We start from the raw sequence: 15,029 nt of genomic DNA on the forward strand, positions 1-15,029 counted from the left end.
ACCAACTATCTATGCCTGAAACCAACAATATAATAAACCCGCCGCCGCCCAACGAACAACTGTTTTATGGGGACAAAATTATGAAATACGATCCTAACAAACACCACCGCCGCTCAATTCGCCTGCCAGGATATGATTATAGGACTCCCGGCTCGTATTTTATCACTATTTGCAGTTGGCAGCGCGAATGTCTATTCGGGGAAGTTATTAATGATAAAATGCAATTGAGTCCCTATGGTAAAACTGTTTTATTCAATTGGAGCCTTCTTCCCAAACGTTACAAAAACGTAGCATTAGACGATTTTATTGTGATGCCAAATCACGTTCATGGAATTATTGTTTTGAAAGGCAGCCCAGAAATAAATTATACAGAATCCGATAAATTTGGGCACAGAAAATCAACAATCCATCCTTTGTCGGAAATTGTGCGGGGTTTAAAAACATCTTCGGCGCGGCGAATTAACCAAATGCGATATTTGAGAGGCATATCGGTGTGGCAGCGGGGTTATTACGAACATATCATCCGCAATGAAGAATCATTAGTTGCCATTCGTGAATATATTGTTAATAATCCTGTGTTGTGGGGAAAAGATGAATTGTATCCTCATAATTCAGTCAAAATTAATGAATCTAGTCGGCTGGCGATCGAATGGAAGGGCAAATCTTATATACAGTCGATCGTCGTGTAATATTATGTCGATCGATTTGTAGGGGCGGGTTTCACCAACCATCTATGCCTAAAAAAAACAATATAATAAACCCGCCCCGCCCAACGGTAAATCCGAATCTACATTTTTTTTATGCGATCGAACATCAGGTTAATCTGGGTTATTGGTTGGGTGGGGGCGGGTTTATATAGATGGTTTGTGAGCATCAAATATTGTTGGTAAAACCCGCCCCTACAGCCCATCGTAGGGGCGGGTTTCACCAACCATTTAGGTGAGAAACCAACAATCTAATAAACCCGCCCCTACCCAAGGACTAAGGCAAATCAGTGCTCCCCATCAGATAAAGGTCGCACTCCCGGGCCACGCCCCGCCCTTCATTAATCGCCCAAACCACCAAACTTTGTCCCCGGCGACAGTCACCAGCCGCGAAAACTCCGGGAATGCTGGTTGTATATTTTTCGTGCTCGGCTTTCACGTTGCTGCGGGCGTCGCGTTCCAATCCCAGGGCATCCAGCAGCGGTTGTTCGGGGCCGAGGAAGCCCATCGCTAGCAACACAAGCTGTGCCGGCAACACTTTTTCGGTGCCCGGGATGTGGTTCGGAATGAACTGCCCTTTCTCGTTTTTCGCCCACTCCACCTCAACGGTGTGCACAGCTTTGACATTGCCGTTTTCGTCGCCCTCGAACTTTGTCGCCGTGGTGAGATAGCCGCGGGGGTCGTCGCCGAATTTGGCTGCTGCTTCTTCTTGGCCGTAGTCGAGACGGTAGACTTTCGGCCATTCGGGCCAGGGATTGTTGGCCGCCCGTTCCGAGGGCGGTTTGGGCAGGATTTCTAGCTGTACCAGGCTTTTGCAGCCGTGGCGGATGGAGGTGCCCACGCAGTCGGTGCCGGTGTCGCCGCCGCCGATGATCGCGATATCTTTGCCTTCGGCGGAAATGAAGTTCTCGTTGGTGCTCTTGTCTAAAACTGCTTTGGTGTTGGCTGTCAGGAAGTCCATTGCGAAGTGGATGCCTTTTAATTCCCGGCCGGGGATGCCCAAGTCGCGGGGTTTGGTGGCGCCGGTACAGAGGACAACGGAGTCGTATTCTTTTAGCAGTTGTTCTGCTGGTAAGTCTTTGCCGACTTCGGTGTTGCAGATGAATGTCACGCCTTCGTCTTCGAGGACTTTCAGGCGGCGCATTACGACTTGTTCTTTGTCTAGCTTCATGTTGGGGATGCCATACATTAGCAGGCCGCCTGGTCGATCGGCTCTTTCGTATACAGTTACCCAATGACCGGCTTTGTTGAGTTGCGCGGCGGCGGACAAACCGGCGGGCCCGGAACCGATGACGGCGATTTTTTTGCCGGTGCGTTTGGCTGGCGGTTCGGCAGTAATCCAGCCTTCATCCCAGCCTTTATCGATAATCGAGGCTTCGATGTTTTTAATCGTGACAGGCGGGTTGTTGATGCCGAGCACGCAAGCGCCTTCGCAGGGTGCGGGACAGACGCGGCCGGTGAATTCAGGGAAGTTGTTGGTTTTGTGGAGTCTGTCTAGGGCTTCTTTCCACAGTCCGCGATATACTAGGTCGTTCCATTCGGGAATCAGGTTGTTGATCGGGCAGCCGCTGGCCATGCCGCTAATCAGGTTTCCGGTGTGGCAAAACGGAATGCCGCAATCCATGCAGCGCGCGCCTTGGGTGCGGAGTTTGTCCTCATCCATCGGCAGGTGAAATTCGTCCCAGTTGTGGACTCTCTCGACTGGTGAGAGTTCGGAGGGCAATTCGCGCAAGAATTCGATAAAGCCTGTTGGTTTTCCCATAGTGGTGTTCTGGTTAGAATTTACTATTCTGTCAGTTTCTCAAAGGTGAAGCTGGCTGGCTTCTGAATTAACTATTGTGATCTAAATTGTGTGCGATCGCACCTCAGATTGAGCAATTCCTACGTGAAATCTTCAATATTGCCGGGACTGGCGAATTTTCGGGAGTCTGGGAATCGTCAGGCCAGCAGACTACCGCAAAACAGCCATTGCTGCTAAGCTGTTGGGCATTTAACCTGCATACTGCGGGCGAGGACATTTAATTTTTCCCGAATAGACTGACGATCGCATTTATCGCATTTACCGCTACAGCCACATCTGGAAACGCTCGCGGGTTAACTCTTCCGGCCCGCCAGCCTCAACTTTGAAGCGCAGTCCCCATCAGGAGGGCCTCGAAATAAAATACAAAAAGTTACAGACCTTGCAGAATATTATTTATTTTCAGGATATACTACTGTAAATCTGTCAGATAAGTGGAGTTTGCTTTTTTAACTCCTCAAATAAGTAAATAGACTCATGAGCATTACAATTCAGAACGTATCAAAACACTTCGGCTCCTTCCACGCAATTGACAACGTGAATTTGGAAATTAAAAGGGGCTCTTTAGTGGCGCTGTTGGGGCCTTCCGGTTCCGGGAAATCGACTCTGCTGAGGATGATCGCGGGGCTAGAACCGCCGGACAGCGGTCAGATTTACCTGACGGGTGAAAATGCTACTCATCAGTCGGTGCAGGAACGCCATATCGGTTTTGTGTTTCAGCACTACGCTTTATTCAAACACATGAGTATTCGGAAAAATATTGCTTTTGCGATGGAAATTCGCAAAGTTCCTAAAGGCTCGATTAGCAGGCGGGTTGAGGAACTTTTGAATTTAGTGCAGTTGACAGGTTTGGGCGATCGCTATCCTTCGCAACTTTCCGGGGGCCAGCGGCAGCGGGTGGCTTTGGCGAGAGCTCTAGCAGTTCAACCCAAAGTGCTGCTGCTAGACGAACCTTTTGGAGCATTAGATGCTAAAGTCCGCAAAGAATTGCGATCGTGGCTGCACAACCTTCACAAAGAAGTTAACATCACTACAGTTTTTGTGACTCACGACCAAGAAGAAGCTATGGAAGTAGCCGATGAAATTGTGGTGATGAACAAAGGTAAAGTCGAACAAGTTGGCACTCCTGCTGAAATTTATGACAAACCGGCATCAGCTTTTGTGATGAGTTTTATTGGGCCGGTCAATGTGCTGCCGAATGCTGCGGGTTTGTTCGCCAGCAACGGTACAACGGCTCACAATAATGGAGCCGCCCATTCTGATTTAGTGTTTTTGCGCCCCCACGATGTGGAAATTAAAACTAGGCCGGAGTCTGGTTTTGCATTAGCAACAGTCAGCCGCATTATTCATTTAGGGCGGGAAATACAAACCGAGTTACTGTTAGAATCGCAGCAGGTAGTAACAGCTTACGTGAGTCGCGAGCGCTTCGATTCTCTAAATTTAACGCGAGATCAGCAGGTTTACGTCAAGCCCAAACACGCCATGACTTTTCCTGCTTATTCAATTTAAATCAGCGGCTGCATCTTACTCAAAATACTATCGGGGAGCTTTTACAAAACACTGCTCCCACATCGTTACCAGGCACGTGCCTGGTAATGCTGTCTCGTGGCTCTAAATCGGAGGCAGAGCCTCCTGAAATTCATTCCCAGGCAGAGCCTGGGAAGGGGAAAAAGCTTCCTCCTGAAATTTTGAGTGGGAACCATAAAAAAAGGTCAGCGAAGAATATGAATGCTAACAAATTGTTCAATTTAGCAACTAGCACTTTACTTACTTATCGCCGTTACATCCAGGCAGGATTAACACTTTGTGCAGGATTGGGACTTTCTGCGATCGCCTCTTCAGTTGCGTACAATTGGGAATACAAATCCATGCAAGCCGAACTGCAAGACCGGCTGGACAAAATAGCTACAGACATTCAGAGAGATGTTAGCGGCAATTTAGAAATAATTCGTGCTGCTGGAGCCTTTTACAGCGTATTTGACGGCGTTAAACAACCAGAAATGAAGACATTTGTTGGTCCTGCCCTCTACCGCCATCCGAGCCTGAAGGCGATCGCTTGGCTGCCCCGTGTTTCTGACTCTCCGCAATTCCTGACAGAGGAAATAGATTTAAGTTTAGATTTAACTGCCAATCGGGTAGCGTTAGAAAACGCCACAAAAAGACAAGAAATTATCGCGACTGACCGCCAAAAATTGCCCTCACAAAATTCCCCAAGCTTCTTCGTCTTTCTGCCAATTTTTAGTCAAACGTCTCCTGGCGATACCGCAGCCTTGCCACAAAATTTACCTGCGAGCAAACCAGAAAATTTGAAAGGTTTTACTATGGGAATTTTGCTCATTGATGCTATTGTTAAATCGGCTTTACAGGAAACTCAACTTAACTTTGTTAACGTGTATCTTCAAGATCCTATGGCTCCTGAAGCCGAAAGATTTCTCGCTTTTTACGAAGCGAAGACTAAAAGAATAATTACTGACGAAAACATTAAAAATAAACTCTATATAGGGGAAAGAGCTTACTGCCCGGACGGCAGCAGTTGCACCCGCATTCTCAATATTGAAAATCGCAGGTGGCTGCTGCAACTGCGGCTGACGCCAGAGTACATTAATCCTCTAAGATTTTGGCGTTCTTTGACTGTTTTAATATTGGGTAATATCTTAAGCTTGGCTGTGACACTTTATCTAATGAGCTTGTTGAATTATACAGATAAACTTGAACAAGTAGCAGCAGAACGCACGGCTAAATCTCAACAGCTAGAGCAAACGTTGAAAGAATTGCAGCAAACTCAAACTCAACTGATTCAGCAGGAAAAAATGTCTAGTTTGGGTTTATTAGTTGCTGGTGTAGCCCACGAAGTTAACAATCCTATTAGTTTTATTTACGGCAATATTCAACACGCTAGCGCATATAGTAGGGATTTGTTGGAGTTGGTAAAACTCTACCAAAAACACTATTCATACCCTCCATCGGAAATTTCAAAGTATTTAGAAAATATTGACTTTGAGTTTCTCAGCAAAGATTTGCCGCAACTGCTGTCATCGATGAAAATAGGAGCCGATCGCATTGTTCAAATTGTCAAATCTTTGCGTAATTTCTCTCGCTTAGACGAAAGCGAAATGAAACCTGTCAATATCCATGAAGGCATTGACAGCACTCTGCTAATTCTCCAAAGTCGCCTGAAAGCTACAGCCGATCGCCCCGCGATCGAGATTGTTAAAAACTACAGCAATTTACCTTTAGTAGAGTGCTATGCCGGACAATTAAATCAGGTGTTTATGAATATTCTGGCTAATGCAATCGACGCCCTTGAGAGTTACAACCTCGATCGCGGGCCCAAAGCAGCCAAAGCCAATCCGATCGCGATCGCCATAACCACAGAATATTCGAGCCCCGATAAAATAATTGTGCGGATATCTGACAACGGCCCCGGTATGGCAGAAAATGTCAAAAAACTGCTGTTCGACCCGTTCTTTACGACTAAACCTGCCGGAAAAGGGACGGGATTGGGACTGTCAATCAGCTATAAAATTGTCGTAGAAAAGCACAAGGGTGCGCTGCGCTGCGATTCGACACCGGGATTGGGGACGGAATTCTCGATCGAGATTCCGCTGCGGCAAGAAGTCAAACAAGCTGTACCGTTTGTTTCGCGAAAAATATCGGAGGCAGCTTAGAAAGGGCTGGGGAAGAAAAAATTTTTTTCTTGTTAACTACTGTAATTCGGTCGGATTATAGTATTATATGTAATAATGCCAAAACCAATACTGCTTTATGCAGCTTAAACCCTTGGCACTGCCGATACTGTATAACCCAAACACGGCGAGACTAAATATGTTCAGTGACTTGCAAATTATTTACGAACGCGACCCCGCGGCGCGCAACTGGCTGGAAGTATTATTTTGCTATCCCGGACTGCAAGCACTTTTTTTGCACCGGATAGCAAACTGGCTTTATTCCGCTGGCCTGCCGTTTGTACCCCGCTTGATTTCCCAACTGAGCCGCTTTTTAACAGGTATTGAGATCCACCCAGCAGCAAAAATTGGTAGGGGCGTGTTTATCGACCACGGCATGGGGGTGGTAATTGGCGAAACTGCGATCGTTGGAGATTATGCTGTAATTTATCAAGGAGCGACCATTGGCGGCACGGGTAAAGAAATAGGAAAACGCCATCCAACGCTGGGAGAAAATGTAGTCGTGGGAGCCGGTGCTAAAGTTTTAGGCAATATTCAAATTGGCAATAATGTTCGGATTGGTGCGGGTTCGGTAGTGCTGCGGGATGTCCCTAGCGATTGCACAGTTGTGGGAATTCCCGGTCGCATCATCCCTCGGAAAAAGCAGGTAGAAGATGCTCAAAATTCTCAAGACATACCGGATTTGGAAGCTCAAGCGATTCGAGCTTTGTTCGATAGGATTAAGGATTTAGAAGACCAGGTTGATTTTTTAAAATCTCAAGTCTCTCCGCTCAAAGCAAATGAATCCGAGCAAAAAGAAGCCGAGAAACATAAGTTATTTATGTCTTCTAATTTATTCATTACAGACTTTTTAGACGGTGCAGGAATCTAGTAAAGCTTTAATTTATATAGATTTTTGCCAGCCACACTATCCTGCTGTCATCGGACAAACTAACTTTTATTCTTTCAGTAACTGGCTATGACTATTGCTTCTCTTTCCACTAAAACTTTTGATGAAACGAGCCAACATATATTTTCTCGTCGCTCGCACTTGCCCAACAGAAGCAATGCTCTGTGGCGAATTGAAACTGGAGTAGTGCGAACTGTAACGTGGCTTGAAGATGGCACAATTATCACCTTGGGATTGTGGGGGCCTGGTGATACGATCGGCAAACCGATATCAAAATGCGATCCTTTTCAAATTGAATGCCTCACTAAAGTCGAAGCAATTTTACTATCTGGCGATCGCTGGCTAAATAGAGATATTTTGCTCAGTCACATTCAGCAGGCTGAAGATTTTATGGTAATGCGAGGTTACAAAAGAGTTGATTTTATGCTCTATCAACTCTTAACTTGGCTGGCTAAGAGGTTTGGTTCCGAGGTAGAGCGAGGACATCTGATCGATATGATTTTAACGCATCAGGACATTGCAGAAATCCTCGGTACAAGTCGCGTAACTGTCACTCGCACCCTCGGTAATTTTGAGCAGCAAGGCTTAATTAATCGTCTGCCACTCCACCGGATTATTCTGCAACCTTCTGAGGTGTGGCACTACGAAATATAAAAGGATATTAACTGTTAATGGTTTACGGTTGCTGATTTAGGTGGTAGGAATGCGGTGCCAAAAAAAATCTTCGCTGACAGTGCGATATTCGAGCCAATTCACAGTTCTCTAGAGAATAAATAATTTCGATCGAATGTGCGTTAATTAAATGTTTTCATCGACTCGTCAATAGGTTCAAAAGCGAGTGCGATCGTCGCCCTTGCTTTTCTCTTTCTCGTGATTTCTTTCTTCTCACTGCCAACAGATGCGATATCTCGCACCTGTTGACTGCCGCCAAGTAGGTGAGTATTAATAAACTTAACGATGACACAGCATATATCCGCCTACCTACTTAGCAGTTACTTTAAGGCGGGGGTATTGCCTGTAAAATAGTTGCTCCCTGCAACATTTGAGACTTTCGGGATCTACCCGCTTCTGGGTGTTCCCAAGAGGGTGCAAAGGGCGGAACCAAGAAGGGGCAAGCTTTCCACCCACCCTGTACCGCCACGCCGAGCATCTGGCAGTTTCCGCCCCTGTGTCCGTGCTGCTCGTAATATCGACAGTGCCGACAGCTTAAACCTACATTTACGTTGCTCACGGGATTTCTCCAACCGTTTTTGTAATAAAAAAATACTAACACCTGTACATCTACCGGAATTGTGTACTATGATATAATCTACAATTTAAACTCGATCGCCAGTGGGGAATGTGGAACTATCTTCTAGAGTAGAATATGCCCTGTTAGCGCTCTTGGAACTGGCGAGCCACCACCCGAAGGATTCGCCCCTAACAGTGAACGAACTTACTGCTTCTCAAGAGATACCAGAACGCTATCTAGACCAAATTCTTGCCGTGCTGCGGCGTGCAAGTATCGTCCAGAGTTTGCGGGGCGCTAAAGGCGGTTATTTGCTGGCAAAAGAGCCTTGGCAGATTACTTTGCTAGAGGTGTTTTCGACACTCGAAGGCGACGGCAGCAGCCAGACTCAAAAAGTTTCGGAATCTGTAACAATAGAAAAAACTGCGGTGCTAGAAATCTGGCAGGAAGCTCAACAGGCATCTTGGGCTGTTTTGGGCAAATACACATTACAAGATTTGTGCGAACAGCGGGATGTTCGCAAACAAGCACATCCCATGTACTACATTTAAGGGGAGAGAAATTAAACCATGAGAATTGCTAAGGATGTTACAGGAATAATTGGCAGAACTCCTTTAGTTCAGCTCAATAAAATTCCCCAAGCCGAAGGAGTAGTTGCTCAAATTGTGGCTAAATTGGAAGGGATGAATCCGGCTGCTTCGGTGAAAGATCGGATTGCGGGCAGCATGATTCAGGCGGCAGAAGATGCGGGGTTAATTCAACCGGGGAAAACTATTTTAGTTGAACCGACTTCAGGCAATACAGGAATTGCTTTGGCAATGATCGCGGCGGCGAAAGGCTACAGTCTGATTTTAACTATGCCGGATACGATGAGTTTAGAGCGCCGATCGATGCTGAAAGCTTACGGAGCTCAGTTGGAATTGACTCCGGGACATGAAGGGATGTTAAGCGCGATCGCCCGTGCGGAAGAAATTGTAGAAGAAACCCCCGATGCTTTCATGCTGCAACAGTTTCGCAACCCCGCTAATCCAAAAATTCACCGGGAAACCACGGCCGAGGAAATTTGGGAAGATACAGAAGGTAAAGTAGATTTTTTAGTTGCTGGAGTTGGCACCGGCGGCACAATTACTGGAGTTGCTGAGGTAATTAAACAGCGGAAACCGAGTTTTAAGGCGATCGCAGTTGAACCAGCCACCAGCCCCGTCCTTTCTGGAGGTAAATCTGGTGCTCACAAAATTCAAGGGATTGGTGCAGGATTCATCCCGGAAGTGTTGAAACCAGAGTTAATTGATGAGGTGATCGCAGTTAGCGACGCAGATGCGATCGCCTACAGTCGCCGACTAGCCAGAGAAGAAGGATTGTTGTCAGGAATCTCAGCAGGCGCGGCTTTATTTGCCGCAATTCAAGTCGGCAAGCGTCCCGAAAATGCTGGGAAATTGATAGTTTTTGTGCAGCCTTCTTATGGCGAACGCTACCTCAGTACAGTCTTGTTCAAAGACTTAGAATTGCCGACAGTCAGCGAACTCGAAGCATTAGTCAGCAATTATTAATACGTAGTAGGGCATTGGTGAAAACTTAACGTCAAACCGACCGTCTCTCTTGTTGTATCGAAGTCTAGATCCCCCCTCACCCCCTTAATCAGAGGGGGGGACAAAATTCTTCTCAAAGTCCCTCTTCTTAAGGGAAATTTAGGGGGATCTAGACTCGGTGATAAACAAGATATACAAAGGTTTTTATCGGATTGTTGACACCAATGGGCGGGCACTACCCCTACTTTTCAGACTTGATACAACTTCCAACTAGCCATCGCCAACATTCCGTAAATCACAAATTTTAGCGGGCGTTGAGGCATAATTTGGCAGAATTTAGCCCCTACCAAAACTCCGGGCACCGAACCCAACCAAATTGGCAATACCAAACTCCAGTTTACTGTTCCGAGGCTGAGGTGTCCCAGAGATGTAAACATCAACAAAATTGCCGCCTGGGAAATATCTGTACCCACCAATTTAGAAGTATCCAAGCGGAAAAAAGCAATCAGCAACAGTGCAAACATCGAACCGGAAGACACGCTAGTGATTCCCACTATGCAGCCTAAAACTGCTGCCGCACTCACAGTACAAATACGGCCATAATTAGTATTTAAGTCCCATTTAGGCTGCGGAGGCAATTTAAAATTAGGGAAAAATGTTTTGACCACTAATTGGGTCAGCGATAAAGCGACAATTAGGGCAATCGCTACTCCGAGAAATCGCAGCAATATGCTGTCTAAGTCTTGACTTCCGCTGGATTTGATGCAGTGTAAAATCCACACGCCCGTCAGCGAACCGGGCACGCTACCCAAAGCCAGCCACTTAACTACTTGCAAGTCTAGGGTCTTTTGCTGCCAGTGTTTGAAGCCGCCAACAACTTTCATAAGTGTGGCCGCTACGACATCCGAACTAATAGCAATTGATGCTGGAACCTGGAAGACAAAAATTAACATTGGGGTGATGAGCGACGCTCCGCCAACTCCGGTCAAACCAACGATAATGCCCACGAAAAAACTGAGAAATGATAGTAATAAGTAGTTCACGGTTATGCCCAAAAACTGTGTATTTAAGCGCTGCCAACCAACAAATAGATAACTTTCGTGGCTCATGCAACACAGAAACACAGGCAAAATATAACTCGCATTTCAATATTCACCGCTATAAGTTTTGCTTTTCAACGCTTGAAATTTTCCGTGCGTTCAACTACAAAAATTTTGGTAAAAGTAAGTAAATGCAAACAAATAAACCTACAAAAATTGTAGTATAAAAGCTCCCTGATTTTCTTAAATTCACCTGTGTAACTGATTGAAAATTCTCGATTAATTTATGGTTTAAATTCTGCTTTCTACCTTGAAGTGACGAGCGTCACAGGTAAAGCAGAGCTGAGGTTAACCGACTGCTGGCTGGAAAACAAATCGGGAGTATCGAGAACATTAAAATGAATTAATGCCACAACGACAATAGTGAAGGCGGTTGAGGAAACTAAACCCGTCAATAACTCTTTTTTGAGGTTTTTTTCCTTGGTTTTGTCTGCAAAAACATCTACAGCCCCGAATTGCATCAACAGAATTCCCGCAATATTGGATAGCCAGTAGCCGACAATTGTGCAAGGAAACAGTAAATCTGGGGAAAGCCCACTACAGATATACCCAAAGGCGTAGGCAATTGGCAGATTGAAAAATATGTCGTTCCACCAACACAGCGGTGATAGCAAATATCCAATTGCCAGAAGTAGCCCGCCTCTGATTTTTTTAAACCAGACTTCCTTAAAGCCCTTAGCTTGTGGCAACTGTTGGGTCAGTTGTTTTGCAAGCTGGTACTCTTGAGTGACTTTTTTAGCGTTTTCCACGTTAACAGCTCATAACTCGATCGACTTACCGTAGTTTAGCATCCCAACAGATCTATGTCTAGTAAGTCGATCGAGTTACCGTATTTTATTGTCGATCGGCTTAATATACTTTGTTTCCGATACAAAAATATCTATCCGGGAGAGGTTGTTGAGAATGCTGACTGGTGTATGTTTAGGCGCCCATTGAGAAATTAAAAGCTTCAGGCAAATGCTTGACTGTTTGCCAAAGATAGGCAGTGTCGATGCCCCAGTAAAATTGCAGGTAAACGAGCAAAAGCCCGATCGCGACTGTCACGCCCAGCAATTTAGGGAATATTTTCGCGACACTCTCCAGCACTGCGAATGCTGCCCAGATAGCAGCAGCTAAGATGATAATGGAAGCGATTGTGGCAACTATATCGCTGTTCATGGTTAACTCCTGTTGACAATCAATCGGGTATTACAGAACTACTTGGGCTGACGGCGGCTGCAAAGATCAAATAAATTACTCCAATCCCCAATAAGCCGACAGCCGAACTGAAGAGGAATATCAACCAATCTGACGGTTCGTAGGTATGCTCGTCAATTTGGCGGCGAACGATAAAGTATTTTCCAGTTGAGATTAACACTGTCGCCAAACCTATGAGAGAGAAGATTAAACCTAACTTCCACCCCATCACCTGGCGGTACTGCACGGGCAGTTGCCCGACGCGAAGTCGGACGATGATGACGCCAAAACCCATGAGTGCGACCGCGGCCCGCATCCACGATAAAAAGGTGCGTTCGTTTGCCGATCGATCGATCGCCCGCGACAGATTTTGCTGCGTTTGTTTCTCATCATCTACTTGCATCGGTTTGAACGATAATTGCACGCGCTCCAACTCTTTAAGATTAATATAAAACTAGCGCCATTATTCTGGTGCCATCAAACCTTCTAAGCTAGAAGGAATGGTGAACATATAATAAATTACCCCAGTCCCTAGGATGGCGATCGCGAGGCTGAAAAGAATTACCCAGCGATCGGTAGGTTCATAAGTATCGTAATCGATATCGTGGCGGACGCCGAAGTAGTGCTTAGTTGATAAGAGCACTGTCAGCAAACCCACTATTGAAAAAAGCAAACCCAACTTCCAACCATTGCCGGGACTTGGCAGCAGAGGGGGATGGAAGGCGCGAAGGCGCACGATAACTACGCCAAAACCCATCAGCGATATTGCTGTCCGCATCCATGCTAAATAAGTGCGCTCGTTTGCCAAGTGATCCCGCACCCGCGACGGATTTGGTCGCTTAATCTTTTCTGTATTTACTTTCGTGGATTTCCAATTTAATAGCATAGATCGACCTTTTAATATTAACTCCAAATATGAAGGTAAACCGATATATTTTCGCTGGGACGATTATCCGCCGGGGTTCGATCCCCGGCTGGTTCTTGCGTTGCCACGGGCTTTACACAGCCGATCGCATTACAAGTTCACCAAAACTAATCATTTTCCTCAGTAGGTGCGTTGGGAAGTTGCGAATCTATGTAAGCCTGAGTCACGTCAGGAACAAACCAATTCGCATCCCCAGGCTGGAAAACTTTAGCAGTAGGAACGTTGAATTCTACAGCCCCCGTATCGGGATTAGCTCTCGCTACAAATTGAGTTCCGTCAACTATCTTAACAGCTAGACCGCCAGTCAATTCTTCTGAAGGTTGATCGGTCGTTCTTAAATCGGTTGCATTGACATCGCTGGGTAGAAAAATCCCATCGCAATCCCATTTATGTTCAGTTGTTTGGCCGTCAGCTAGAAAATACAGGGCATTATCGTAAGAAGAGTCCGCTGCTTTTTTGCCTTTCGGACCGTAGACAGCCAGGGTTTTCCCTGTCTCGTTGCGGCACTGACCCCAAGGTTTTCCCGTTTCTAAAGTGTATTTTTGAAACTCCAATTGAGAGATTTTTTTGTGGAGTTCTTTAGGGGTATAATTCTGGGCGCTATCGGGTGAGTCTTTCGCAGCCTTGAGAGTGTTCAGAGCTTCAGTCAGAGCTTCACTCACCTCTATGTAGTCGGGATTGCTCGCATATCTCGGCGTTTTTGGAGCGTCGGCCCAGGAGGGAGGAACGAATACTAAATTGGCGACCATTACCAAGAGCACTAAAACAAATTTGAACATTTTCACAATTTTTCTCCTTTTCTAGATTGTCAGGTTTTTTCCAACTTTCTGTTTGCTTGCTATTTTAGGACTTAGGCAAAAACCAGATCTCTTTAACTTGTTTGCCCGATCGACCAAATTTTGCAGAATCGAAAAATCTGGTTTTTTAGCGTTCTACCTATTGTCAAAGCCGAGCTGCGTGGGGTATTGGCGAAGTGTTCGGGCGATATTTTAGCGATTCATCCTCAAGTTTTTAGCTTTGTTTGACTCACCACTACAAGATTTATTGATACCACAGGTATCTTGTTGCCTAAGTCGGACAATTAACTAGCTCAAAAGATGGTTTCAACTTTCGTGAATACTTGAGGCTAAATTACTTTGAAGCTGCTTTTAGCTTGATTACTCACTTCATCATTAACTTAGCATATTTCTTAATATATTTCAATCGATTTAGCGCTATTTTTAAGCAAATAATTGTTAAGGTGAAAATGATGAGTTAGGACTTATGGTCTGGCAATTTATCTACCTATAGAGGGATGCAAATAGCGAAGGGCTAATTATTAGTTAGATTGAAATTGCGGGAGCAGGCGATAAGTACCGCTTTCAATCAGAATAAATATTCCCAAACCAATCAAAACAAAAGGAACAACAACCTTGCTATAGCGAGTCAAAATACGGGCGATCGCCCTTTGGCGAGTTAATCGGTAAGCGAGATAAGACCAAACACCTACCATCACCGAGAAAACCGCCAAAATCACCACCAAGCTCGGCAAATCGATGCTAGCAAACAGCGGCAAATAAATACCGATGTTGTCACCCCCGTTGGCTATAGTAACAGCAGCCACATTCAAAGTTTGGGGGTTGAAAAGATTTGCTATTTTTGACACAAGTGAATTAGATTTCCGGTTAAATTCGCCAGATACGGCTTGTACGTCATTTTCCTCATTATCTCTCTTGACTAAGTGACTGATGCCGATCGCGATCGGAACCAAACCCAGCAAGCCAATCCAAGCTGTCGGCACAATTAAACCGCCAAAAAAACCCGGCAAACTAGCAGCGATGAGTGCTGCAAATCCGAGGTACTTACCGACAAAGATATGCCGGGGGCGGAAAGTATCGTTTACCTGGGCGAAAAACAGCATGGAAAGCACCATATCGTCTATATTGGTTGCGGCGAAAGATGTAATCCCGGCAATAATCGCTGCTGCAATCCAATTCATGTGCTGTCCCTGCAAT

16 protein-coding genes are annotated in these 15,029 nt (G+C 45.6%); 7 read left to right on the forward strand and 9 right to left on the reverse strand.

Annotated features, from left to right (window positions below):
• Window positions 1-11 precede the first annotated feature (11 nt).
• The gene (locus E5S67_RS06580; protein WP_339382770.1) at window positions 12-689 is read left to right on the forward strand and encodes a transposase; all 678 of its coding nucleotides are present in this window, start codon (window positions 12-14) and stop codon (window positions 687-689) included.
• A gap of 292 nt (window positions 690-981) precedes the next feature.
• Here the strand turns inward: E5S67_RS06580 and gltD are convergent, their stop codons facing one another.
• The gene (gene gltD, locus E5S67_RS06585; protein WP_172186271.1) at window positions 982-2,466 is read right to left on the reverse strand and encodes a glutamate synthase small subunit; all 1,485 of its coding nucleotides are present in this window, start codon (window positions 2,464-2,466) and stop codon (window positions 982-984) included.
• Window positions 2,467-2,979: 513 nt separating this feature from the next.
• Between gltD and E5S67_RS06590 the strand changes: the two genes are divergently transcribed.
• The 4 genes from E5S67_RS06590 to E5S67_RS06605 all read left to right on the forward strand — a co-directional run bounded on the left by E5S67_RS06590 (window position 2,980) and on the right by E5S67_RS06605 (window position 7,731).
• A complete protein-coding gene (locus E5S67_RS06590; protein WP_172186272.1) occupies window positions 2,980-4,011 on the forward strand; it encodes a sulfate/molybdate ABC transporter ATP-binding protein in 1,032 nt (343 codons plus the stop codon).
• Between the two features lie 215 nt (window positions 4,012-4,226).
• A complete protein-coding gene (locus E5S67_RS06595) occupies window positions 4,227-6,170 on the forward strand; it encodes an ATP-binding protein (protein ID WP_246276649.1) in 1,944 nt (647 codons plus the stop codon).
• Window positions 6,171-6,327: 157 nt separating this feature from the next.
• Window positions 6,328-7,059: a serine O-acetyltransferase gene (gene cysE / locus E5S67_RS06600; RefSeq protein ID WP_422614722.1), complete on the forward strand. Its 732-nt coding sequence runs from the start codon at window positions 6,328-6,330 to the stop codon at window positions 7,057-7,059.
• A gap of 87 nt (window positions 7,060-7,146) precedes the next feature.
• Window positions 7,147-7,731, forward strand: a complete 585-nt coding sequence (locus tag E5S67_RS06605) for a Crp/Fnr family transcriptional regulator (protein WP_172186275.1) — start codon at window positions 7,147-7,149, stop codon at window positions 7,729-7,731.
• Between the two features lie 343 nt (window positions 7,732-8,074).
• On the opposite strand, the gene E5S67_RS06610 is transcribed toward E5S67_RS06605, so the two are convergent.
• Window positions 8,075-8,308, reverse strand: coding sequence for a hypothetical protein (locus E5S67_RS06610; protein ID WP_246276650.1), 234 nt, complete (start codon window positions 8,306-8,308; stop codon window positions 8,075-8,077).
• A gap of 110 nt (window positions 8,309-8,418) precedes the next feature.
• Here E5S67_RS06610 and E5S67_RS06615 point away from each other — a divergent pair, with 110 nt between their 5' ends.
• A complete protein-coding gene (locus tag E5S67_RS06615; RefSeq protein ID WP_333188866.1) occupies window positions 8,419-8,856 on the forward strand; it encodes an RrF2 family transcriptional regulator in 438 nt (145 codons plus the stop codon).
• 18 nt (window positions 8,857-8,874) lie between these two features.
• On the forward strand, window positions 8,875-9,855 hold the full coding sequence (gene cysK, locus E5S67_RS06620; protein ID WP_172186278.1) for a cysteine synthase A: 981 nt from the start codon (window positions 8,875-8,877) through the stop codon (window positions 9,853-9,855).
• A 227-nt stretch (window positions 9,856-10,082) separates the two neighbouring features.
• Here the strand turns inward: cysK and E5S67_RS06625 are convergent, their stop codons facing one another.
• The 7 genes from E5S67_RS06625 to E5S67_RS06655 form a co-directional block, all read right to left on the reverse strand.
• Window positions 10,083-10,877 (reverse strand): TSUP family transporter, encoded by a 795-nt coding sequence (locus tag E5S67_RS06625; protein ID WP_172186279.1) that lies wholly within the window; start codon window positions 10,875-10,877, stop codon window positions 10,083-10,085.
• Window positions 10,878-11,179: 302 nt separating this feature from the next.
• The gene (locus E5S67_RS06630; RefSeq protein ID WP_172186280.1) at window positions 11,180-11,683 is read right to left on the reverse strand and encodes a DUF7980 family protein; all 504 of its coding nucleotides are present in this window, start codon (window positions 11,681-11,683) and stop codon (window positions 11,180-11,182) included.
• A 172-nt stretch (window positions 11,684-11,855) separates the two neighbouring features.
• Window positions 11,856-12,092, reverse strand: a complete 237-nt coding sequence (locus tag E5S67_RS06635) for a hypothetical protein (RefSeq protein ID WP_172186281.1) — start codon at window positions 12,090-12,092, stop codon at window positions 11,856-11,858.
• A 19-nt stretch (window positions 12,093-12,111) separates the two neighbouring features.
• Window positions 12,112-12,513: a YidH family protein gene (locus E5S67_RS06640; protein ID WP_172186317.1), complete on the reverse strand. Its 402-nt coding sequence runs from the start codon at window positions 12,511-12,513 to the stop codon at window positions 12,112-12,114.
• A 60-nt stretch (window positions 12,514-12,573) separates the two neighbouring features.
• On the reverse strand, window positions 12,574-12,996 hold the full coding sequence (locus tag E5S67_RS06645) for a YidH family protein (RefSeq protein WP_172186282.1): 423 nt from the start codon (window positions 12,994-12,996) through the stop codon (window positions 12,574-12,576).
• Between the two features lie 146 nt (window positions 12,997-13,142).
• A complete protein-coding gene (locus E5S67_RS06650; RefSeq protein WP_216670248.1) occupies window positions 13,143-13,814 on the reverse strand; it encodes a hypothetical protein in 672 nt (223 codons plus the stop codon).
• A 539-nt stretch (window positions 13,815-14,353) separates the two neighbouring features.
• Window positions 14,354-15,013: a cadmium resistance transporter gene (locus tag E5S67_RS06655; RefSeq protein ID WP_172186284.1), complete on the reverse strand. Its 660-nt coding sequence runs from the start codon at window positions 15,011-15,013 to the stop codon at window positions 14,354-14,356.
• Window positions 15,014-15,029: the final 16 nt, after the last annotated feature.

The organism is Microcoleus asticus IPMA8 (genome assembly GCF_013179805.1).
Classification (GTDB): domain Bacteria; phylum Cyanobacteriota; class Cyanobacteriia; order Cyanobacteriales; family Microcoleaceae; genus Microcoleus; species Microcoleus asticus.